Below are 19,174 nucleotides of genomic sequence, written 5' to 3'. Positions count from 1 at the left end.
CGATGTCGTCGGTTCCGTTCCACTACGTCGACCTCCGCACCTTCTGTTACGCGACCGAGGACGACCGGCGGGTCGAGCAGGCGCTCCGGACCTTCCTCCCGGGGGAGTACCCGATCGAACGGGCCGACAGCGAGGGCCACTACGGCGACCGGATCGTCGTCCTCTCGGCGCGCGTCGAGAACGCCGACGAGATCCGACACGTCCTCTCACAGGTCGCCACGCTTTCGGACATCGAGACGGTGAAAGCGGAACTGGACGACCGTGTCGACGACAACTGTTCGTTCTTCCTCACGTTCGACAAGCAGGCGGCGTTCCGTGGCGATGTCGCCCGCGGTGACGGGATCACGCTCCGGGCGAAAGTGGAAGCCTACCCGGCAAAGCGGGAACACGCCGTCGCCAACGCCCGTGAACTGCTAGAGGAGTTGTGATGTACGAGGCCGTCCACGCCCGCCCGGACGGCGAGAGCACGGTCGCCCGGCAGGCGCTGACAGCAGGCGAATACGGCTACGACGGCATCGTCGTCCGCAACCACGGCGACAGTCAGGCCGCCTACGACCGCGATCGGATCGCCGAGGAGTACGGCGTCGACGTGGCGACCGGGATCGAGATTCGCGCCGACGACCCCTCGCGGGCCAGCGGATTTCTCGGGAACTACCGGCCGGACCGAACGATCGTCGCCGTCCACGGCGGGAGCACCGCGATGAACCGCTTTGCCGTCGAACAGGCCGCCGTCGACGTGTTGGCCCACCCGATGTGTGGGAGCGGTGATTTCAACCACGTCCTGGCGAAGGCCGCCGCCGACAACGGCGTCAGAGTCGAGTTCTCGCTGGGGGCGATCGTCCAGCAGTCCGGCGGGAGCCGTGTCCGCGCCATCCAAGGACTGCGGAAGCTCCGTGATCTCGTCGTCGACGCGGGCACCCCCTACGTCGTCTCGGTCGACCCCGCGACACACCTCGAACTACGGGCGCCGCGTGATCTCGCCGCGCTCGGCGAACGGATCGGTTTCGAGGCGGAGGAAGTACGGACGGGGCTCGCCGAGTGGGGGCACCTCGTCGAACGGAACCGCGAGCGCCGCTCCGAGGGGTTCGTCGAACCGGGCGTCAGTATCGACGAGGAGTGAGCGCCGGACGGGAAACGGGCGATCCGACCCTCGCTGCGATAAATTCCGGACGATAGGCGAAAATATTTTATCGCTGTGTTGAAAAGACGTGTCTATGGTGCAAAGGGTGAGCCGACCGTTCGGGGTGACGGTCGCAGGGGGATTCATGACACTAGAGGGGAGCCGACACCTGGTGCACGGAACCATGGGGTATCACGGGTTCCTCACCGGGAACAGCGATCCGCTGCTGTTGACGCTCGTCTTCGCCGGCCTCAGCATCGCGCTGGGGGGTGTCCTCGCGGTCGCGACGTACGGACTGTTCGTCAACGGGAACTGGGGGCGAGGGCTCGGCGGGGGCGGTCTCGTCCTGCTGGGGATCCTGTCGATCGGGTGGACGTTACTGACGAACGATCTGCTGTTCGTCGTCGAGGCGGTCCTGAACCTCCTGATCGCCGGCTACCTGTTCTCCAGCCGCTCGGCGATCGAGGACGCACGGCCCGATATCGACGACACGGAGAACTCCCAGACCGTCGGCCTCCCGTAACGGCGACACCGACGTGTTCTTGTGGGCGCTGCCCTCAGTGTCGCGTATGCGTGACGGACACGGCCGTTCGGCGGGTGACAGCCGATGAAACACCTCCCGAAGCACCTGCGCCCGCGCTGGCGCTATCTGGCCGTCGGCATCGAGAGCTGGCCGGACGCCGAGATCGACCGCCGATCCTTCCAGCGCTCGGTGTGGTACGCCGCACAGAACCTCCTGGGAGATGTCGGCAGCGCGGCGGCCGACATGAACGTCGTCGAGTTCGCGTTCGGTGACGGGGCGGGCCACGCGATCGTCCGCGTCCGTCGAGCCCAGGTCGACGAGGCACGGGCCGCACTGGCCGCGCTCGGCGACATCGACGGGGCACAGGTCGGCATCCGGGTCCGCGGAACCAGCGGCACGATGCGTGCTTGTGAAGAAAAGTATATACGCGGGCCGGCGGAACCATCCGGCCAGAGACAGGTCGTGTTCGAGGACGTGACACGGGACGCAGTCGTGCGGGGTCGTCGCGTCGATGTCCGGACGAACCACGCGTTCGCGGGGGCGACCGAACTCGATCTCCAATAACTATGCAGGGACAAAACCAACAGCAGGCGTACGACCGCGGAATCACCATCTTCTCCCCTGACGGCCGCCTCTATCAGGTCGAGTACGCACGCGAAGCCGTCAAGCGCGGGACCGCGAGCATCGGCGTCCGAACGGCCGGTGGCGTCGTCCTCGCCGTCGACAAACGGATCCGCTCGCCGCTGATGGAGCGCTCCTCCGTCGAGAAGATCCACAAGGCCGACGACCACATCGGGATCGCCTCTGCCGGCCACGTGGCCGACGCCCGACAGCTGATCGACTTCGCCCGCCGACAGGCCCAGGTCAACCAGCTCCGGTACGGCGAGCCGGTCGGTGTCGAGACGCTCACGAAAGAGATCACCGACTACATCCAGCAGTACACGCAGGTCGGCGGCGCCCGACCGTTCGGCGTCGCGCTCATCATCGGCGGGATCGTCGACGGCGAACCGCGCCTCTACGAGACCGATCCGTCGGGCACACCCTACGAGTGGAAGGCCCTCGCAGTCGGGGCCGATCGGGGCGACATCCGGGACTACCTGGAAGAACACTACGACGAAGGGATGACACTGGACGCCGGCGTCGATCTCGCGCTCGAAGCACTGGCCTCGGTCGCCGAGGACGGCATCTCGCCGGAAGGGATCGGGGTCGCGACGATCGACACTGAGACCGAGACCTTCCACGAACTGACCGACGACGAGAAGGCGACACACATCGAAGCAGCGGATCTGGCCGCTTCGGAGCCCGAAGACGAAGAGCAGTCTGAGTAACCGATCGTTCAGCCGCCGGCGGCGCTAGAATTAAGCCGGCGGGCCGCAAACCCGTCGCGTATGGACTGTCCACGGTGCGGGGACCCGCTCGAATCCTATCGACTCGGCGATTCGGAGACAGCGGCGTGTGGGAGCTGTGCCTACCTGGGAGTTCCCGTCGACCACAAGAGCGAAGATCGGAAGCGCGAGTCCTGGGACGACGCGCTGGACCGGTTCAACGGGCAGCAACAGACGGTCAAACGGGTCACGGAGATCACCGATACTGACGTGTTTTCGACGGTGACCGACGACGAATCCGAAAGCGGACCGGACACCGAAGCCGACGAGCGTGCTGACTCGGACGACGATCCGTCACCCGAGCGGGCGGCGACCGACGACGACTCACCCGACGACGAGACCGACAGGAACAGAGAGCCGGCGTCTGCCGACGCGGGTGACTGACTACGGTCTCCGACAGCGAGAGGCCGGTAAAACGGGAGTGCTACGCGGCGACGGCCACCTGGATGCGAGCGGGCCTCGAACCCCGTCAGTCGTCGGACTGCGCTTCGACTTCCTCTTCGTCGTGACCGCTGTTGCCCGAATCACGCTGCTCCTCCTCGTCCGAGCGGGCCGCGACCAGCGCACCGCGGGAGACGCTGTACATCGGTTCGTCGGCGTGGCGGACCTCGCTGATCGAGAACGGGATGTCGGCGTCGTCGAGGTGCTGGCGGAACAGTTTCGTGAAGCCGTTCGGCGAGGAGGTCCCGCCGGTGACGACGACCGGAACGTCCAGGCCTTCCTCGATGTCTTCCTCGTCGACTTCCTCCTGGATACGGTCGATGACGTAATCGAGCAGGTTCTCGTAGTAGATCGAGAGGGCGCCTTCGACACCGCCGACATCGGTCTCGAAGTCGAGTTCGAAGTCGTCTTCCTTGATCGAGGTGACCTTGTCGACCTGCGTGCCGGTGGCCTGTGCGGCCTGCTCGTCGACCCAGTCCCCGCCGCGGGCGACAGAGAACTTCATGACGGGCACGGCGTAGTACGAGAGACAGACGTTGGTCATCCCGGCACCGAAGCTGATACCCAGTCCGGTGAAGTCGTTGTCGGCGAGATCGGAGTAGATGACCGACATCCCCTCGTTGATCGGTTCGGCGTCGTACCCCATGTCGTTGAGGAACGACTCGATGGTCTTCTGGTGGTAGAGCGTCGACAGGTCCGAGTCCATCGGGTCGGCCGGCGAGGAGAAGAACAGTTTCTCGTTGGGATACTCCGGCGAGCCAACGACCTGTTCGATGATGAGTTTCATCATCGGGATCGCGGACTTCTCGTCGGAGGAGAGAATCCCCTGTGACATCGGGCGGCGTGTCTCCTGGTTGAAGATGTTCGCGAAGTTCAGGGCGTCGTCACCCAGGACGTAGACATCGTCGTCCTTGCGGATGTGGAGTACGTCCGAGCGGGAGAGCATCTGCTCTGCCATGTCGCTGTACTCGATCTCGACGAACGAGTTTCGCTGCTGGACGAAGACCGTCTCGTTTCCTTCTTGCTGTGCGGAGATAAGGTTCATCGTACCGACATCGAGGCCTTTTGCCATAAGTAGCTCACAAATACCTGCGTCACATCGTGTAATAAAAGTACGTATCTGCCAGGATAATGATGCGAAAGGGTTCGAATTTGAACACGTTTCCGTGAAACTGTCGTGGCCGAACTCGTGGCGTGGTACCCGGGCGAACGGGTACCGGAACCGACACGTGACTGAAACTGACGTGTATCAGGAGCGACCGAACAGACGGGCCGCCCGATCGAGGACGCCCTCCAGAACGGTTTTGTCGTCCTCGCTTTCGGCCTCCTGCTGTTTGCGCTCCCGGAGTTTCTTCAACTGGTCGGTCTGTTCGTCGACGGTCGAGGTCGATCGGTCCGTCGCCTTCTCGCCGCCTTTGACCGTCTTCAGGCCGGCGACTTGCTCGTCGACGCTGCTTCGGTGGACGCGGTCGACGCTCGCGTTCATTCCGGAGACATCCATCTCCGTCTCGCTCTCGCTGGCGGTGAGTTTCAGATCGCTGCCCTCGTGGCGTTCGACGCCGCCCCAGGTGAGATCGACGTTCTCCATCGCGGACTCGATGTCCTGTTCGATCTCTTCGTCGCTGTACGACTCCTCTTCGTTATCCTCCGGGGCCTGGAAATCACCGGGACGTGGCTTGGCGCGGTCGATGTGGTACGCCACCAGCGCCCCGCCGGTCGCCGCCAGCAGCGACGCCAGTCCGAGCCCGTAGACGAACAGGACCTGGATGCTGTACCGCGGCCCCGATCCCGTCGCCCAGCTGTAGGGGTACGCCCAGACGAACAGGCCCAGGCCGACGAGACTGACGGCCGACCCGACGACGGCACCGTAGACAGCGCGCCTACCGACCGGGAGCAAGACGACCACGCTCGAGAGCGTCGCCGGCAGCGCGAGCATTCCGACGGCGATCGCGGCTTCCCGGAAGACGAAGTTCGACGACGGACCGCCGGCACCGGTCACCTGCCCGGCGGCACCGATGACGAACGCCGCGATTCCGAGACCGATCCCACCGAAAAACAGTGCGAACCCGAGATACACGTCGATTTCCCGATCGGGCTCGCCGATGTACGTTCGATACCACTCGAAGAGTCGTCCGTCGTCGGTCTCGTCTGTCATAGTCGATCGGTTATTTCAGTCACGGGAGTTGCTAAACGATTCCAAGGGATCCGTAATCAGTCTTTCCCGGCGGCCGTTCATACGTAGGAGATCCGCGTAACACGGCCCGGTGTCGTCCGGAACCGCCAGATTCGACTGCCCTCGCGGGCCGGGTCGACACGGTCGACCTGTCTGAGCCCCCGTTTGATACAGGACCACCAGCTCTGTTCGCTGGCGTAGCCGGCGGGATACTCCTCGTACAGTTCGTCGACGAAGTCGCTCCGGGTCGCCTCTTCGACATCCTTGAGGTAGGCGAGCGCCGCTCCGACAGCACGCCGCCGGCTGGCCTGGCGGTCCTCGTCCCAGCCGGGAACTTCGAGTTCGTCGAGGTCGGTGATGTCCTCACCGAGCCGCCTGTCGTCCGAGAGCGTCTCCCGGGAGCTGTAGTCGATCCCGCTCCCGACGCCGTCCCCGAGCCGTTCGCGGGTCTGGGTCACCGCCCGCTGGACGAACTCGTCGAACCGCTGGCCCTCGACCGACGAGAGGGCGTCGGCCGCGGCTTCGAGCTCCCGGTCTTCGATGCGTGCGACGCTGTCTTCCTCGCCGGCGATGCTCAGACCGTCCTCCCCGGCGGCGGCGCTGGCGACGGCCGCGACATCGCCGTCGGCGTCGACATCGTTCCGTCGGCGCGCGTAGGCACCGAGGCGGCGCCCCCGCTGGCTGTCGTCCTCGATCGCGAACCGGTTGGCGACGAGCCAGCCGAGGTACCGCTCGACATCGTCGAAGTCGAGGAGTTCGGCTTCGACAGCGAGCGACCTGGCGGTCTCGTCGTCGACGGTGAGTTCCAGCGACCGCATTCGTGACAGCCTTTGCCCGACTCGCTCATAAAGGTAGCCTCGACGCGGACGGTGGTCACCAGCGGGCGACAGCCACCGGTTCCCCGACCGACTCAGAACTCTTCTTCGCCGCCGAACTCCTCTTCGAACCCTTCCTCCTCGAAGCCCTCCTCTTCGAACTCGCCTTCGGCCTCTTCGCCACCGAGTGCGCCGGCGATCGTTCCGAGGATGCCCGCCTCCTCTTCCTCCGCTTCCTCGAACTCGTCTTCCTCCTCGGCCTCGATGTCGATGTCGATGTCCCTGTCCTTGTGATGATGGCTGCTGTGGCCGGTCAACTGTTCGAGTTCCCCGGGGTCGAGCCAGACTCCGCCACAGTCCGGACAGTAATCGACGGTGACACCGTGTTCGCGGCGCTGGTCGAGCGTGGTACCACACGACAGACAGTTCAGGCTGGTTCCTGTTGTCATACGACACGTGTGTGTCGAGGTGCCCAAAAACGTTCCCCCGCGGATCGCAGTAAGGTCTTTACATGGGCCACCGCTACCGCCGAGTATGATATCACTCGAAGAGGCGGTGACGGCGCGCCTCGAATCCCACGGCCAGCGGTTCGAGGTACTCGTCGATCCGGACGCGGCGCTGGCCATCAAACGTGGCGAGTTCGAGGGGGACCTAGAAGATGTCATCGCGGCCGAGGACATCTTCGAGAACGCGTCCCGGGGCGACCGACCACCGGAGAACAGTCTGAAAGAGGTGTTCGACACGACCGATCCCCTGGAGATTATCCCGGCGGTCATCGAGCGCGGAGAGATCCAGATCACCGCCGAACAGCGCCGCGAGATGCAAGAACAGAAGCACAAACAGCTGATCCAGCGGATCACCCGCAACGCCGTCAACCCCCAGATGGACGACGCCCCCCACCCGCCGGAACGGATCGAATCCGCCCTGGAGGAGACGGACTTCCGGGTCGATCCGATGGAACCGGTCGAGAGCCAGGTCGACGACGCCCTTGACGCGCTCCGACCGGTGATCCCGATCCGGTTCGACGAGGTGACCGTCGCCGTGCAGGTACCGGCCGACTACGCCGGCAGCGCACAGGCACAGATCCGCCAGTTCGGCGACCTCGAACGCGAGGAGTGGCAGTCCGACGGCTCCTGGGTCGGTGTGCTCACGTTCCCGGCCGGACTACAGAACGACTTCTACGATCTGGTCAACGAACATACGAGCGGGGAGGCCGAGACGCAGATCATCAAGGACGAGGACGACCTCAACACCCGCTAGCGACTCATCCCTTCTTGAACCCGACGAAGAAGCCGGTCGCGAAACCCGCACTGACCGGTAGTGCAGAGAGCAGCGAGACGATCCAGGACGGGGGCTGCCCGGCCGCCGCGCCGCCACCCTGCGTCGCGTTCTGTGCGGCTCCACCGATGGCCGTCCAGTTGACTTCGAGAATCCCGCGGGTTTCGAGGAACTTGAACAGCGCCAGCTCCAAGCCGACGATGATCGCGACGAGCTTCGCGACCTTCTTGGCGGCGAACCCGATGATCCCACCGATGAGGGCGCCACCGCCTGCTTCGAGCCCCAACTGCTGGAGGTTGAACTCGACCATAGCCGGGAGCAGACGGGCACGCGTTAAGACCTTTGTGTCCCCTGGGAGCCGACAGCCGAATTGAATTTAAATACTCCCGGGCCATAGTTCCCGGTAAGTGACAGCGAGACAGTCAACCGAACGCGCCGTGGTGGCAAAGCGGGTCGACAGCGGAACCGCCGAAACCACGGAGATCAACGATCTCGCACGGGCTGCCGGCTACGAGATCGCCGGAGAGATCACACAGACACGGACCGAGGACCCCGCCTACCACATGGGCGAGGGGAAGGTCGTCCGGCTGAGCAACGTCGTCGCACGCGAGGAAGCGACGGTCGTCATCTTCGACAACCAACTCGGTCCCTACCAGACGTACAACATCGGGAACAAGCTCCCGACCGGCGTCAGAGTGATCGACCGATTCCGGCTCATCATCGAGATCTTCGGCCAGCGGGCACAGACCCGGAAGGCACAGCTTCAGGTCGAACTGGCGGAGTTGCGCTACGAACTCCCGCGGGCCGAGGCGAAGGCGAGCCTGGCCAAACGCGACGAGCGCCCCGGGTTCATGGGGCTGGGCGAGTACGACGAGAGCCGCGAGGAGGACATCAAAAAGCAGATCGCCCGGATCAACGACGAACTCGAATCCATCGAGGAGACCGAGCAACACCGGCGCGAGCAGCGCCGGGAGTCGGGCTTCGATCTGGTCGCCCTGGCTGGTTACACCAACGCCGGGAAGTCCACACTGTTGCGACGGCTCGCGGCCGACTTAGAGATCGACGAGAACGAGGACCTCCACCCCGATCTGGACACGACCGCCGAGAGCGAGGATCGCCTGTTCACGACGCTTGGAACCACCACCAGGCGCGCCGAGGTCGGGAAACGGGAGGTACTGGTCACCGACACCGTCGGGTTCATCCAGAACCTGCCCCACTGGCTCGTCGAGTCGTTCAAGTCGACGCTCGACTCCGTGTACCGGGCCGACCTCGTCCTGCTCGTCGTCGACATCTCCGAGTCCGTCGAGGAGATCCGCGAGAAACTCGTGACGAGCCACGACACCCTGTACGAGCGCAACGAGGCACCGATCGTCACCGTCCTGAACAAGACCGACGCGGTCGACGACGAGGAGGTCGAGCGCAAGAAGGCCGCGCTCTCCGCGCTGGCGCCGAACCCCGTGGCAGTCAGCGCCCGCGAGGGGACCAACGTCGAGGAACTCGCCGTACGCATCGACGACGAACTCCCCGACTACGAGTCGGAACGACTCGTCCTCCCGATGACCGACGACACCATGAGTCTCGTCTCTTGGATCCACGACCACGCCCACGTCGAGTCGGTCGACTACGGCGACCAGGTCGTCATCGAGTTCGAGGCCAGGCCCGCCGTCGTCGAGCAGTCCCGGTCGCGGGCCGGCGACCTCGTCGGGGCGTCCGCGTAGCCAGACGCGAGATCAGTCGTCGGCGCCTCCCCACAGCACCGTCGGAATCGCGTCCAGCAGATCCGTCGCGACCAGCCCGTTCCCGCGGTCGTCGACGACGCGATCACCGGCCGCGCCGTTGGCGTAGGCCCCGAGCGCCGCCGCGTCGAGCGGGGCCTGGACGCAGGCGAGCGCCCCGGTCAGTCCCGCCAGCACGTCGCCGGTCCCGCCGACGGTCATCCCGGGGTTGCCGGTCCGCCCCACGCGGGTCCGGTCGCCGTCCGAGACGATGTCGTACGGTCCCTTGACCAGCAGCGTCACGCCCAGTTCGGCGGCGAACGACTCGACGAGATCGGTCCGTTCACGCCAGTCGTCGCTCGTCTCGCCGCCCATCCCCAGGAGTTCGCCCTGATGGGGCGTACAGAGCAGGTCGGCGTCGGTGTCGACTTCTGGGACTACCTGTAGCGCGTCGGCGTCGACGACGGCGGTCCCGTCGAACCGCCCCAGCAGCTCGGCGACCGCGTCCAGCGTCTCGTCGGCGTCACCGAGCCCGGGACCGAGGACGAGCGTGTCGTGGGCGTCGGCACGGTCGGCCAGCCAGTCGACGTGCTCGGGCGCGAGCCTGTCACCGTCGTACGGCAGGACGATGAGGTTCTCGCTGTATCCCTGGATCTCCCGTGCGATCCGTTCCGGGCAGGCCACGCGAACGAGGTCCGCGCCGCCCCGGAGCGCCGACTGTGCAGCCAGCGCCGGCGCACCGGTGTAAGGGCCGCCGCCGACGATCAGTACCTCGCCGTTGTCGCCCTTGTGGCTGGCCGGGTCCCGATCGAGACGGAGGAGGTCACCGCGCTCGACGAACAGTTCGGCCGCGTCGGGGATGCCGATGTCGGCGACCGTCACAGTCGCGTCCAGGTCGTCCAGGCCCGGCTTGGTGTCGTGAAAGGTGACGACATGGTCGGCGTCGACCGCGGTCTCGGCGAGGGTCCCCGTCTCGGCGTCGAGGCCGGAGGGAACGTCGACCGACAGCACCGTCGCGTCGCTGTCGTTCATCGCGCGGGCGGCCGTCGCCGCCGGTTCCCGGAGGTCGCCGGCGATACCCGTGCCGAGCATCGCGTCGACGACCAGATCCGGGTCGGCCAGCCCGAACGACGTGGAGTCCCGGACCTGCTCGGTCGGATACTCGGCCCGCCCGAGCGCGTCCCAGTTCTCCCGGGCGATGTCGGTCGTGATCGTCTCGGGCCGGCCCAGCAGACAGGTCCGCAGGTCGTACGCGTCGAGAAATCGGGCAGCTACGAGCGCATCCCCGCCGTTGTTTCCGCGGCCGGCGACGACCGTGACCGTCGCGCCGGGGTCGACGTGCTCGCGGATCTCGCGTGCGAGCGCGTGCCCCGAGGACTCCATCAACTGTTTGCGCGGGACCCCCAGCGCCGCGGCGTTTGCGTCGACGACGGCCATCTCGGAACCGGTGAGCATAGCCGGGCGTTGGCCGGCCACGCTCGTAACTGTGGGGGACTACCAGCGGACCTCGAAGCCGTCCAGGCCCTCGGGATCCTCGTAGGTGACCTCGACATCGGTGACGTTCGCCCGCTTGCTCCCCTCGTGACAGAAGTCGAGCATCGCCTCGATGTCGTCTTCGCTCCCTTCGAAGACCGCCTCGACCCGGCCGTCGTCGAGGTTCGTCACCCAGCCGTCGACGCCCTGCTCCCGTGCGGTCTCTCTGGTCGTCGCGCGGTAGTAGACACCCTGGACACGACCGGAGACGTACACGTGTGCGCGAGTGCGAGCCATACCCGATGTACCGACGGCAGCCAGTTAGCTTCGGTGGTCCCGGTCGCCTGCTCGGCGGGGCAACGTCAGTGGTCTCGCCCGCCCGACCGGAGGTAGTGGAAGAGGTACGTCTGCGTGTAGCCGGCGTACTCGCCGCCGAGTGCCGCCCGGATGGCACGGGAGGTCTCCGTGTAGTTGCCCCGCTCGCAGTCAGGGTAGTACTCCTCGATAGTCGTCCGGATCCAGGTGTCGAGTGGGACGGCCTCCAGGTAGTCCAGCGAGAACAACAGCACGCAGTCGGCGACCTTCTCGCCGACGCCGACGAACTGGGTCAGGAACTCGCGGGCCGCCTCGTACTCCCGACCGCGGGCGTCGTCGGGGTCGACCTCGCCGGTGGCGACCAGTTCGGCCGTCCGCTGGACGTACGGCGCGCGGTAGCCGAGACTCAACTCTCTGAGTTCGGCCTCGGTCGCTCCTGCGAGCGCCTCGGGCGTCGGGAACGCGTGGTACGTCTCGCCGTCGAACGCGACCGGTTCGCCGAACTCCCGACGCAGCGCTTGCTGCATCCCGTGGATCCGACCGACCCGCATCTGAGCCGAGCAGATAAACGAGATCAGCGTCGGAAACACCGGGTCGCGGACGATCCGCATACCCCAGTAGGCGTCGTATGCCTCCTCGACGACGGCGTCGGCGGGCGCCGTCTCACGGATCGCTCCGAGGTCGTCGTCCAGCCCGAGCAGTTCTCGCAACACCGGTTCCGCGTCGACCGTCGACTCCCACGCCAGCCGACCGTCCGCCTGGCGAACGCGGACGACGACCGGCTCGCCCTCGGGACGTATCGTCGTCCAGTACCAGGCGTCACCGCCGCTTGCGGCGTCACGTTCGTACATCCGGTCGTCCTCGCGGTCCCACAGATACGACTGGCCGCTCTCGACGGTCGCCTGGAGGTCCAGGCCACCAGGCAGCGACGCCACGTCGATGTATCCCTGCTCCATCAGGGAAACCGACGGGCCGGGCGCTCTTCGGGGTTTCGAGTCGGGCGATCCCGAGCGTGTCACCAGGCTAACCTTCATTATATCCGCTAGCTAATACCACGCTATGGACTGTAGAGTCGTCGTCGAGGCCGCGGTCCCCGTCTACGACGTGGCGACCAGTGACGAGGCCGTCCGGATCGCCATCTCCAAGACAGGGGAGATGCTGAACCCGGATCTCAACTACGTGGAGATCAACATGGGCGAACGCCAGTGTCCCCACTGTGGCGAAACGATCGAACCCGCCTTCATCGCGGCCGACGAGAGCCTCGTCGCACTCGAACTGGAGATGACCGTCTTCAACGTCGAGCGTGACGAACACGCCGCACGGATCGCCCGGAAGGAGATCGGGCAACGGCTCGAAAACATCCCGCTTGAAGTGCTCGACATCACGGAGATCGAACCCGACGACGACGAATCGAGTGAGGACGACGCCAGCGACGACGAGGCGAGTGAGGACGACGCCAGCGACGACGAGGCGAGTGAGGACGACGCCAGCGACGACGAGGACGTGTTACCGGAGTTCGAGGAGCTCATCGACGAATAGCACGGCTGGGCGAAAGTGATGTCGGTGAGAACGCAGTGACCAGTTAGTCCGCAGCGGCGGAAACAGGCTCTTTCTCGTCTGCAGTCATCTCCGAGGTGATCCCCTTCGCGATGGCGAAGACGGCCGCCTTGTGGTCCGTCTTCGACTTGTGGATAGAAGTAGGCTTGACGCCCAGTGTCGCGTATTCGTCGTGTTCGACCTCGTCTCCGGACTCGTGTTCGTAGTGGTTCTGTACCTGTGCAAGCAGGCCGTGGAGATGAATGAGCTCCTGCTTCTTCATGGTCACCGCATGCTTGCAACTGGAAGGATATAGTATTACTTTGACGAGGGTTAGCACACGTCTCAGTGTAAAACCATGAGAATCGCGCCACTAGCGCCGCTTACGGTCGTTCACGACGACAGTCGCGCTCCCCGAATCGCGCTCTGTCGCTCGGCGCCGACGACACGTCCCGACAGTTCCCACGGCGACCGGTGGTCCGGTTCGGGCGCTCTGACACCCAGTCGCGGCGTTTAGCACACGGACCACTGGACGCGTCGTCCCTGAAGGTTTTTATCGGGGGAGTAACCACACCCGTGCATGGAGTACGACGACATGCTCGACCGGGCGATCGAGGAATCACCGGAGATCGACGGGACTTCGGAACGGTTCGAGGTGCCCGACCCGGAGGTCAGGCAGGAGGGGAACGTCACCGTCTTCGAGAACTTCCAGCAGGTCTGTCGTCGACTCGACAGAGACCCCGACCACGTGATGCAGTTCCTCCAGAACGATGTCGGGACGAGCGGCCACATCGACGAGAGCGGCCGGGCGCGGTTGACCGGCGAGTTCGACGCCGGCCGCGTCGCGAACGCCGTCGGCGAGTACGTCGACGAGTACGTCCTCTGTCCCGAGTGTGGACTGCCGGACACGCGGCTCGAACGTGAACAGGGTGCGATAATCCGCCGGTGTGAGGCGTGCGGCGCACGCTCTCCGGTCGAGAACTAGCTACTGGAGCCGTTTCAGCGTCCCGAGGTCGCGATCTGTCCGGGTGAACTCGGCGAGCCGCCGGCTCGCGTGACAGTTCGGACAGTGAAACACGGTGTCGTGACGTGGCAGTTCGCTTGGCGTCGACTCCCAGTCTTTCTTACATTCCGGACAGAGCAACCGGACATACGCTTCCTCCATGTGTGTTAGTCACACACAGTTGGAGGGGTGAAAAAGGTTGCTGTGGGACACGTCTCAGGCCGACAGATCCTCGGCTTCCAGCAGTTCCTTGTAGCGGTTTCGGATGGTGACTTCGGAGATGTTCGCCACCTCGCTGACCTCGCTCTGGGTCACCTTCTCGTTGGTCAGCAGTGCCGCCGCGTACACCGCGGCAGCCGCTAGGCCGACCGGCGATTTCCCTGAGAGCAACCCGCCTTTACGGGCGTTCTCGACGAGTTGCCGGGCACGGCGTTCGGTCTCGTCGCTGAGGTCTAAGTCCGAGACGAACCGCGGCAGGTAGTGCTCGGGGTCGGCGGGCTGGACCTCCAGGTTCAGTTCACGGACGATGTATCGGTACGTCCGCGTGAGCTCCATCTTGTCGACGCGGGAGACCCTCGCCATCTCGTCGAGCGAGCGCGGACTGCCGGCCATCCGTGCGGCGGCGTACAGCGCGGAGGTCGCGACGCCCTCGATCGAGCGGCCGGGGAGCAGGTCCTCGCTGAGCGCCCGTCGGTAGATGACGCTTGCGGTCTCACGCACGTTCTGGGGCAGCCCCAGCGCCGAGGCCATGCGGTCGATCTCGCCCAGGGCCTGTTTGAGGTTGCGCTCTTTCGAGTCACGCGTGCGGAACCGTTCGTTCCAGGTGCGCAGGCGCTGCATCTTCTGGCGCTGCTCGGCCGAGAGGGACCGCCCGTAGGCGTCCTTGTTCTGCCAGCCGATGTTGGTCGAGAGTCCCTTGTCGTGCATCATGTTCGTCGTCGGGGCACCGACGCGGGACTTCCTGTCTTTCTCCGAGGAGTCGAAGGCACGCCACTCGGGGCCGCGGTCGATCTCGTCTTCCTCGACGACCAGGCCACAGTCTCCACAGACTGTCTCGCCGTGTTCGGTATCGGTGACGAGGTCGCCGCCACACTCCGGACAGGTGTCTTCCTGTTCGTGCTCTCGCTGCTCGGGCTCTACGCGTTCTCGGGATCGGGTGTTGGTAGTCGTCTTTGTCTCACTCATGGTACTGATTCGTCCTGGTGGGTGCAGAACGGTGGATATCCCTTTCGGGGTTCTCGTTACCTTTAGTTAGGTAGAAAACTATATAAAGCTTTCGCTGTTGTGCACTGTACAGCCAATACACCAACCACGACATAGCGATAACTCGGCAGGATCTTGACCGGGCTCACGACACTCGATCGAGGGTATTCTGCACGATTTTCGCAGTTTCCATGCGTACTGGTATCATAGAACTGGTCCGGAAGATCCGACGAACGAACACGCCAGCACCGATCTCTCGGTGCAGTCGAACGAGGCAGTTTTGTGCGCTTTTTGCCCGACCGCTGTCCGGCGTGTGCGGTCAGTCCCAGGTCACCAGAGCGAGGACGGCCAGTGCCACGCTCTCCAGGACGTGCAGGGCGATCATCCCCTGCCAGGCCGGGGCGGGGACCTGCGAACTAAACCACACCGACAGCAGCGGGTCGAGGAGATAGAAGTACAGCGCCAGGGCGTTCTCGCCGAACAACAACACGGCAAACAGGAGCGGGCCGAGCGTGTGTTTCGACCGGAGCCTGTAGTAGTTACGGCCCCACACGAAGATCAGCGACGCCAACAACGCCATGTTGACGACAACCGCGACTCGTGCGAGGTCAACCCAGACGACCATTACTCCACCTTTGCCGGTTTCCGCGGATATACTCTTTCCCAAATTCAGCCATAGTCACTCCACTGTCTCCATGATCTCCTCGACCGTGTCCCAGTAGTTCCGGACACGGTCGGAGGGCAGATAGACGGCCCCGTAGTCGTCACCGCTGTCGGCGACGATGTCGTTTTCCGCCAGTACGTCGAGGTGGTGTCGGACCGTCTTGTAGTCCAGATCCAATTTCTCGGCCAGTTTGTTGGCGTTGCGTGGCCGCTCGTCGATGGTACGAAGGATACGGATGCGGTTCTCGCCGCCCCGCGTACTCGTCAGCACGTACCATAGGACGGCCTCCATCGTTCAGTTGCTCTCGCGGTAGCTACGTAAGACCACCGCATGGAAGCCGCTCGGGGCTGTCACTGCGTGAACAGGTGACCCTCTTCCGGAACGTCGAACAGCCCGATCCGGGCCCCGGCATCGAGCCACGCGTGCCCGTAGGAGAACGCCGCCAGGGCGTTGACCGGATCGTCGTTCTCCCGGAAGTGGCGCCCGTCTTCGAGGTAGGACCGTGCCATCTCTTCACACTCCTGTGCGCCGTCGTGCATCGGTGTCCCCTCCGGCGGCGCGATCTCCGCCGCGTCGACGGCCTCGGCGAGCAGTCCCTCGTAGCGGTCGGTCTTCTCGTCCAGGTCGGCGGCCATACCCGCCGTTCGCGGCCCACTGCCCTGGGCGTTGCGACTCCGTCCGGCGTGCTGAAACAGTCCCCTCGACATCCACCTAGCGCGTGACTCGTGACCACTCACCACGGGGTCGCTGGACGAGTCGGGCACGACAGCGCAAAATAAATACGCCGGCCGGCAGTAATCCGTCCAATGACAGATTCGCCAGAACACCGGCGCCTCATCGTCGCCGGATCGGGTATCGCCGGACTGACAGCCGCCATCTACGCCGCGCGCTCGAACAACGACCCGCTCGTCCTGGAGGGTGACGAACCGGGCGGACAGCTCACCCTGACCAGCGAAGTCGAGAACTACCCCGGCTTCCCCGAGGGATTGTCGGGGCCGGACCTCATCAACCGGATGAAAGAGCAGGCCGAGCGGTTCGGCACCGAGATCGAGCACGGGATCGTCACGGCAATCGACGACAGCGACCGCCCCTTCCGGGTGGAACTGCGTGACGGAACCGTCTACACCTGCGACGCGTTCATCGCGGCCTCCGGTGCGAGCGCCCGGACGCTGGGCGTCCCCGGCGAGGACGACCTGATGGGCTACGGCGTCTCGACGTGTGCGACCTGTGACGGCGCGTTCTTCCGCGGCGAGGACATGCTCGTCGTCGGCGGCGGCGACGCCGCCTTCGAGGAGGCCCACTTCCTGACGAAGTTCGCCGACACCGTCTACCTGGCCCACCGCCGCGAGGAGTTCCGCGCGGAGGACTACTGGATCGACAAGGTACAGAAGAAAGTCGACTCGGGCGACATCGAGATCATGCGCAACACCGAGTTGCTGGAGATCCACGGCTCGGCCGAGGACGGCGTCGACCACGTCACCCTCGCGCGAAACGAGACGGGCTACCCCTCCGAGAACTTAGACGACCCCGACACGGAGACGTTCGACTTCGACGTGGGTGCAGTGTTCATGGCGATCGGGCACACGCCCAACACCGACTACCTCGCAGATACCGGCGTCCAACTGGACGACACCGGCTACATCGTCGCCAAGGGCGGCAAGGGCGGCGGACAGACGGCGACGGACGTTCCGGGGCTGTTCGGCGCGGGCGATGTCGTCGACTACCACTACCAGCAGGCCGTCACGGCTGCGGGGATGGGGTCGAAGGCGGCGCTGGACGCCGACGACTACCTCGAAGACGAGGTCGACGCGGCGGCCGAGGCCGCCGCGGAAGCCGACGACTGACGGCGCGGTCACCGCCGAACACGAACCCGATAGACCCTTCCGTCCGGTCCGCCAACAGAATTCCATGGCATCCGACACTGTCACACTCACTATCGAGACAGCCGACGCGACCGACGAACTGACCGTCCCCAGCGGCCTGCTGGAGATCCTCCGCGAACAACCCGACGAGACCGACCCGCAGGTCGTGGGCGACATCGCGATGTTCGGCCTGGCCCAGCGGATCCACGGGGCCGTCCACCACGGGCAGGGCGAAGTCGACGACGAGATCGCCGCCCTGGAGGAGAGTACGCTGGAGCTCTTCGAGGAGCGGTTCGGTGCCTCCTTCGGCGAACTGACCGGGCACGACCACTGAAAAGCGGATTCTACTGTCTATCCGCGGACACCGATCAGACGGTCCAGCGGAGCAAGACACCGTCGTCGACGCGCTCGACCGACTGGAGTGTCAGCGCCGGGAACTCCTCGACGAACCCGTCGCCGTCCGCCAGTGTCGGCGCGTCCCGCCCGCCGATGATCGTGGGGCCGACGAACACCGACAGTTCGTCGACCAGCCCCTCCGCGAAGAGGCCGGCGATGAGTTCGCCGCCGCCTTCGACCATGAGCTGATCGACCCCTTCGCCTTCGAGCTTCGCCAGCGCCGTGGTCAGGTCGACCCGGTCCTCGCCGGTCGCGATGACGTAGGCGCCGGCCTCCTCCATCTCCTCGATGAAGTCCGTCGGCGCGGCCTCGCTGACCAGCAGGTAGGTCGCCGCCTGGTCGTCGAGCAGCCGTGCGTCCGGCGGCGTCCGGACTCGCGAGTCGGCGACGACGCGGGCGGGGTTGGCGGGCTTGCCCTCGCTCGTTCGGGCCGCCTGCCGATCGGGATCGTCGACAGTCAGCGACGGGTCGTCGGCCAGTACCGTCCCGACGCCGACCATGACGGCGTCGCTGTCCGCGCGGAGTCGATCGACACGGTCGAAGTCGTCCGCTCCGGAGATGGCGATCTGTTCGCGACGCCGGGAGGAGAGCTTGCCGTCCGCGCTCATGGCGGCGTTGACGACGACGTGCATACCCGCTGGGAGACGCTTCGAGGGAAAACGGGTTTCGGTTACGTCCGCGACGGTTCCGTCGTGAGTTTGCTCACGTCAAGCGCCTTCCGTGTGCCGTCGGCGGTCCTGAGCCGGCAGGTCGTCCCGTCGAGCACGAGTTCGTCGATATCGAGGACGGCTTCACTGGCCCACCCTTTGAACCGTCCCATCCCCGCTTCGTCGATCTCGATGAACGTCCGGGGCTTCTCCTGGGACCCCATGCTCCAGTCGGCCCCACCGAGAGAGAACTCCTGTCCGCCGGTCTCCGCCCAGTGGAACACACAGGCGTGCTGGGTCCGTGGCTCGTCGGCGCGTTCGTGGTCCACCCGCTCCCACTGCTCGTAGTCGACGCCGAAGTGCGCCGCCCACAGCCGGAGGTACTCGAAGTCGAACTGTTTCACGCCGTCGTCGTCGCGTCCGCTCCGCCAGACCACGTGTGCGTCCGACGGTTTCGAGCCGAAGACGCCGCCCACGTCACCACACCCGGATTGCCAGATCGATAGCAGCGCGAACTGTCGGCCGACAAGCCGGCCCGGCGGCCGTCTCCCTGCCGACGGTGCTCCGGATACCGTGGTTGACGCGACCGATACCCATGGTATGCCATGCGTCGGTCCGCCGAATA

At 65.3% G+C, this 19,174-nt stretch carries 28 protein-coding genes; 12 read left to right on the top strand and 16 right to left on the bottom strand.

Annotated elements, in window-relative coordinates; all coding sequences use genetic code 11:
* Positions 1-2 precede the first annotated feature (2 nt).
* The 6 genes from P1L40_RS16295 (at position 3) to P1L40_RS16270 (ending at position 3,412) form a co-directional block, all read left to right on the top strand.
* Positions 3-428, top strand: a complete 426-nt coding sequence (locus P1L40_RS16295; protein ID WP_284008557.1) for an RNA-binding protein — start codon at positions 3-5, stop codon at positions 426-428.
* Complete coding sequence (locus P1L40_RS16290; protein WP_284008555.1) at positions 428-1,120, top strand: RNase P subunit p30 family protein; 693 nt, start codon at positions 428-430, stop codon at positions 1,118-1,120. Before P1L40_RS16295 ends, P1L40_RS16290 begins: the two co-directional genes overlap by 1 nt.
* Positions 1,121-1,292: 172 nt before the next feature.
* Positions 1,293-1,643, top strand: coding sequence for a hypothetical protein (locus P1L40_RS16285; protein WP_284008553.1), 351 nt, complete (start codon positions 1,293-1,295; stop codon positions 1,641-1,643).
* 84 nt (positions 1,644-1,727) lie between these two features.
* The gene (locus P1L40_RS16280; RefSeq protein ID WP_284008551.1) at positions 1,728-2,207 is read left to right on the top strand and encodes an Rpp14/Pop5 family protein; all 480 of its coding nucleotides are present in this window, start codon (positions 1,728-1,730) and stop codon (positions 2,205-2,207) included.
* 2 nt (positions 2,208-2,209) lie between these two features.
* The gene (gene psmA, locus P1L40_RS16275; RefSeq protein ID WP_284008550.1) at positions 2,210-2,971 is read left to right on the top strand and encodes an archaeal proteasome endopeptidase complex subunit alpha; all 762 of its coding nucleotides are present in this window, start codon (positions 2,210-2,212) and stop codon (positions 2,969-2,971) included.
* A gap of 60 nt (positions 2,972-3,031) precedes the next feature.
* Positions 3,032-3,412 carry a TFIIB-type zinc ribbon-containing protein gene (locus tag P1L40_RS16270; RefSeq protein WP_284008548.1) on the top strand — a complete coding sequence of 127 codons (381 nt, stop codon included), beginning with the start codon at positions 3,032-3,034 and terminating at the stop codon, positions 3,410-3,412.
* 85 nt (positions 3,413-3,497) lie between these two features.
* Here P1L40_RS16270 and P1L40_RS16265 read toward each other — a convergent pair whose 3' ends face one another.
* From P1L40_RS16265 to P1L40_RS16250, 4 genes are all read right to left on the bottom strand, one after another.
* Positions 3,498-4,541: a disk-shape morphogenesis protein volactin gene (locus tag P1L40_RS16265; protein WP_284008546.1), complete on the bottom strand. Its 1,044-nt coding sequence runs from the start codon at positions 4,539-4,541 to the stop codon at positions 3,498-3,500.
* A 177-nt stretch (positions 4,542-4,718) separates the two neighbouring features.
* Positions 4,719-5,624 carry a cell division protein CdpA domain-containing protein gene (locus P1L40_RS16260; RefSeq protein ID WP_284008544.1) on the bottom strand — a complete coding sequence of 302 codons (906 nt, stop codon included), beginning with the start codon at positions 5,622-5,624 and terminating at the stop codon, positions 4,719-4,721.
* Between the two features lie 77 nt (positions 5,625-5,701).
* Positions 5,702-6,460, bottom strand: coding sequence for a hypothetical protein (locus tag P1L40_RS16255; RefSeq protein ID WP_284008542.1), 759 nt, complete (start codon positions 6,458-6,460; stop codon positions 5,702-5,704).
* 92 nt (positions 6,461-6,552) lie between these two features.
* Positions 6,553-6,906, bottom strand: coding sequence for a TFIIB-type zinc ribbon-containing protein (locus tag P1L40_RS16250; protein ID WP_284008540.1), 354 nt, complete (start codon positions 6,904-6,906; stop codon positions 6,553-6,555).
* A gap of 85 nt (positions 6,907-6,991) precedes the next feature.
* On the opposite strand from P1L40_RS16250, the gene P1L40_RS16245 reads away from it, so the two are divergent.
* Positions 6,992-7,717 carry a ribosome assembly factor SBDS gene (locus P1L40_RS16245; protein ID WP_284008538.1) on the top strand — a complete coding sequence of 242 codons (726 nt, stop codon included), beginning with the start codon at positions 6,992-6,994 and terminating at the stop codon, positions 7,715-7,717.
* Between the two features lie 4 nt (positions 7,718-7,721).
* Here the strand turns inward: P1L40_RS16245 and P1L40_RS16240 are convergent, their stop codons facing one another.
* Positions 7,722-8,045, bottom strand: coding sequence for an FUN14 domain-containing protein (locus P1L40_RS16240; protein ID WP_284008536.1), 324 nt, complete (start codon positions 8,043-8,045; stop codon positions 7,722-7,724).
* A gap of 97 nt (positions 8,046-8,142) precedes the next feature.
* Here P1L40_RS16240 and hflX point away from each other — a divergent pair, with 97 nt between their 5' ends.
* Positions 8,143-9,453, top strand: coding sequence for a GTPase HflX (gene hflX, locus P1L40_RS16235; RefSeq protein ID WP_284008534.1), 1,311 nt, complete (start codon positions 8,143-8,145; stop codon positions 9,451-9,453).
* Between the two features lie 12 nt (positions 9,454-9,465).
* Here the strand turns inward: hflX and P1L40_RS16230 are convergent, their stop codons facing one another.
* The 3 genes from P1L40_RS16230 to P1L40_RS16220 form a co-directional block, all read right to left on the bottom strand.
* Entirely contained in the window at positions 9,466-10,905 is a 1,440-nt protein-coding gene (locus tag P1L40_RS16230; RefSeq protein ID WP_284008533.1) for an NAD(P)H-hydrate dehydratase, read from the bottom strand.
* A 39-nt stretch (positions 10,906-10,944) separates the two neighbouring features.
* Entirely contained in the window at positions 10,945-11,220 is a 276-nt protein-coding gene (locus tag P1L40_RS16225; RefSeq protein WP_284008532.1) for an acylphosphatase, read from the bottom strand.
* 65 nt (positions 11,221-11,285) lie between these two features.
* On the bottom strand, positions 11,286-12,194 hold the full coding sequence (locus P1L40_RS16220) for a DNA-3-methyladenine glycosylase family protein (RefSeq protein ID WP_284008530.1): 909 nt from the start codon (positions 12,192-12,194) through the stop codon (positions 11,286-11,288).
* 103 nt (positions 12,195-12,297) lie between these two features.
* On the opposite strand from P1L40_RS16220, the gene P1L40_RS16215 reads away from it, so the two are divergent.
* Positions 12,298-12,777: a DUF555 domain-containing protein gene (locus tag P1L40_RS16215; RefSeq protein WP_284008529.1), complete on the top strand. Its 480-nt coding sequence runs from the start codon at positions 12,298-12,300 to the stop codon at positions 12,775-12,777.
* 43 nt (positions 12,778-12,820) lie between these two features.
* On the opposite strand, the gene P1L40_RS16210 is transcribed toward P1L40_RS16215, so the two are convergent.
* On the bottom strand, positions 12,821-13,057 hold the full coding sequence (locus tag P1L40_RS16210; protein WP_284008527.1) for a UPF0058 family protein: 237 nt from the start codon (positions 13,055-13,057) through the stop codon (positions 12,821-12,823).
* Positions 13,058-13,354: 297 nt separating this feature from the next.
* Between P1L40_RS16210 and P1L40_RS16205 the strand changes: the two genes are divergently transcribed.
* Complete coding sequence (locus P1L40_RS16205) at positions 13,355-13,759, top strand: translation initiation factor IF-2 subunit beta (RefSeq protein WP_284008524.1); 405 nt, start codon at positions 13,355-13,357, stop codon at positions 13,757-13,759.
* Here the strand turns inward: P1L40_RS16205 and P1L40_RS16200 are convergent, their stop codons facing one another.
* The 5 genes from P1L40_RS16200 to P1L40_RS16180 all read right to left on the bottom strand — a co-directional run bounded on the left by P1L40_RS16200 (position 13,760) and on the right by P1L40_RS16180 (position 16,279).
* Positions 13,760-13,939 (bottom strand): DUF7836 family putative zinc-binding protein, encoded by a 180-nt coding sequence (locus P1L40_RS16200; protein WP_284008523.1) that lies wholly within the window; start codon positions 13,937-13,939, stop codon positions 13,760-13,762.
* 54 nt (positions 13,940-13,993) lie between these two features.
* On the bottom strand, positions 13,994-14,962 hold the full coding sequence (locus P1L40_RS16195) for a transcription initiation factor IIB (protein WP_284008522.1): 969 nt from the start codon (positions 14,960-14,962) through the stop codon (positions 13,994-13,996).
* Positions 14,963-15,299: 337 nt separating this feature from the next.
* On the bottom strand, positions 15,300-15,605 hold the full coding sequence (locus P1L40_RS16190) for a DUF8036 family membrane protein (protein ID WP_284008520.1): 306 nt from the start codon (positions 15,603-15,605) through the stop codon (positions 15,300-15,302).
* Between the two features lie 54 nt (positions 15,606-15,659).
* Positions 15,660-15,935, bottom strand: a complete 276-nt coding sequence (locus P1L40_RS16185; RefSeq protein WP_284008518.1) for an ArsR/SmtB family transcription factor — start codon at positions 15,933-15,935, stop codon at positions 15,660-15,662.
* Between the two features lie 59 nt (positions 15,936-15,994).
* Positions 15,995-16,279, bottom strand: coding sequence for a DUF357 domain-containing protein (locus tag P1L40_RS16180; protein ID WP_284008516.1), 285 nt, complete (start codon positions 16,277-16,279; stop codon positions 15,995-15,997).
* 171 nt (positions 16,280-16,450) lie between these two features.
* On the opposite strand from P1L40_RS16180, the gene P1L40_RS16175 reads away from it, so the two are divergent.
* Positions 16,451-17,488: an NAD(P)/FAD-dependent oxidoreductase gene (locus tag P1L40_RS16175; protein ID WP_284008514.1), complete on the top strand. Its 1,038-nt coding sequence runs from the start codon at positions 16,451-16,453 to the stop codon at positions 17,486-17,488.
* 64 nt (positions 17,489-17,552) lie between these two features.
* A complete protein-coding gene (locus P1L40_RS16170; protein ID WP_284008512.1) occupies positions 17,553-17,840 on the top strand; it encodes a DUF7545 family protein in 288 nt (95 codons plus the stop codon).
* A gap of 34 nt (positions 17,841-17,874) precedes the next feature.
* On the opposite strand, the gene P1L40_RS16165 is transcribed toward P1L40_RS16170, so the two are convergent.
* Entirely contained in the window at positions 17,875-18,534 is a 660-nt protein-coding gene (locus P1L40_RS16165; protein WP_284008511.1) for a 2,5-diamino-6-(ribosylamino)-4(3H)-pyrimidinone 5'-phosphate reductase, read from the bottom strand.
* A gap of 38 nt (positions 18,535-18,572) precedes the next feature.
* Positions 18,573-19,025, bottom strand: a complete 453-nt coding sequence (locus P1L40_RS16160) for a hypothetical protein (RefSeq protein ID WP_284008510.1) — start codon at positions 19,023-19,025, stop codon at positions 18,573-18,575.
* Between the last annotated feature and the right edge of the window lie 149 nt (positions 19,026-19,174).

The organism is Haloarcula pelagica (assembly GCF_030127105.1).
GTDB lineage: Archaea > Halobacteriota > Halobacteria > Halobacteriales > Haloarculaceae > Haloarcula > Haloarcula pelagica.
The sequence above is the reverse complement of the archived record's forward strand: the minus strand, read 5'-3'. Positions and strand labels throughout refer to the sequence as shown.

Excerpts from the sequence above, each read along its gene's own strand:
- P1L40_RS16190 (WP_284008520.1), bottom strand. The coding sequence starts at position 15,605 with ATGGTCGTCTGGGTTGACCTCGCACGAGTCGCGGTTGTCGTCAACATG.
- P1L40_RS16170 (WP_284008512.1), top strand. The coding sequence starts at position 17,553 with ATGGCATCCGACACTGTCACACTCACTATCGAGACAGCCGACGCGACC.
- P1L40_RS16290 (WP_284008555.1), top strand. The coding sequence starts at position 428 with ATGTACGAGGCCGTCCACGCCCGCCCGGACGGCGAGAGCACGGTCGCC.
- P1L40_RS16260 (WP_284008544.1), bottom strand. The coding sequence starts at position 5,624 with ATGACAGACGAGACCGACGACGGACGACTCTTCGAGTGGTATCGAACG.
- P1L40_RS16175 (WP_284008514.1), top strand. The coding sequence starts at position 16,451 with ATGACAGATTCGCCAGAACACCGGCGCCTCATCGTCGCCGGATCGGGT.
- P1L40_RS16270 (WP_284008548.1), top strand. The coding sequence starts at position 3,032 with ATGGACTGTCCACGGTGCGGGGACCCGCTCGAATCCTATCGACTCGGC.
- P1L40_RS16245 (WP_284008538.1), top strand. The coding sequence starts at position 6,992 with ATGATATCACTCGAAGAGGCGGTGACGGCGCGCCTCGAATCCCACGGC.
- P1L40_RS16165 (WP_284008511.1), bottom strand. The coding sequence starts at position 18,534 with ATGCACGTCGTCGTCAACGCCGCCATGAGCGCGGACGGCAAGCTCTCC.
- P1L40_RS16180 (WP_284008516.1), bottom strand. The coding sequence starts at position 16,279 with ATGGCCGCCGACCTGGACGAGAAGACCGACCGCTACGAGGGACTGCTC.
- P1L40_RS16195 (WP_284008522.1), bottom strand. The coding sequence starts at position 14,962 with ATGAGTGAGACAAAGACGACTACCAACACCCGATCCCGAGAACGCGTA.
- P1L40_RS16295 (WP_284008557.1), top strand. The coding sequence starts at position 3 with ATGTCGTCGGTTCCGTTCCACTACGTCGACCTCCGCACCTTCTGTTAC.
- P1L40_RS16215 (WP_284008529.1), top strand. The coding sequence starts at position 12,298 with ATGGACTGTAGAGTCGTCGTCGAGGCCGCGGTCCCCGTCTACGACGTG.
- P1L40_RS16240 (WP_284008536.1), bottom strand. The coding sequence starts at position 8,045 with ATGGTCGAGTTCAACCTCCAGCAGTTGGGGCTCGAAGCAGGCGGTGGC.
- P1L40_RS16280 (WP_284008551.1), top strand. The coding sequence starts at position 1,728 with ATGAAACACCTCCCGAAGCACCTGCGCCCGCGCTGGCGCTATCTGGCC.
- P1L40_RS16210 (WP_284008527.1), bottom strand. The coding sequence starts at position 13,057 with ATGAAGAAGCAGGAGCTCATTCATCTCCACGGCCTGCTTGCACAGGTA.
- P1L40_RS16205 (WP_284008524.1), top strand. The coding sequence starts at position 13,355 with ATGGAGTACGACGACATGCTCGACCGGGCGATCGAGGAATCACCGGAG.
- P1L40_RS16225 (WP_284008532.1), bottom strand. The coding sequence starts at position 11,220 with ATGGCTCGCACTCGCGCACACGTGTACGTCTCCGGTCGTGTCCAGGGT.
- P1L40_RS16220 (WP_284008530.1), bottom strand. The coding sequence starts at position 12,194 with ATGGAGCAGGGATACATCGACGTGGCGTCGCTGCCTGGTGGCCTGGAC.
- P1L40_RS16265 (WP_284008546.1), bottom strand. The coding sequence starts at position 4,541 with ATGGCAAAAGGCCTCGATGTCGGTACGATGAACCTTATCTCCGCACAG.
- P1L40_RS16185 (WP_284008518.1), bottom strand. The coding sequence starts at position 15,935 with ATGGAGGCCGTCCTATGGTACGTGCTGACGAGTACGCGGGGCGGCGAG.
- P1L40_RS16250 (WP_284008540.1), bottom strand. The coding sequence starts at position 6,906 with ATGACAACAGGAACCAGCCTGAACTGTCTGTCGTGTGGTACCACGCTC.
- psmA (WP_284008550.1), top strand. The coding sequence starts at position 2,210 with ATGCAGGGACAAAACCAACAGCAGGCGTACGACCGCGGAATCACCATC.
- P1L40_RS16255 (WP_284008542.1), bottom strand. The coding sequence starts at position 6,460 with ATGCGGTCGCTGGAACTCACCGTCGACGACGAGACCGCCAGGTCGCTC.
- P1L40_RS16200 (WP_284008523.1), bottom strand. The coding sequence starts at position 13,939 with ATGGAGGAAGCGTATGTCCGGTTGCTCTGTCCGGAATGTAAGAAAGAC.
- P1L40_RS16230 (WP_284008533.1), bottom strand. The coding sequence starts at position 10,905 with ATGCTCACCGGTTCCGAGATGGCCGTCGTCGACGCAAACGCCGCGGCG.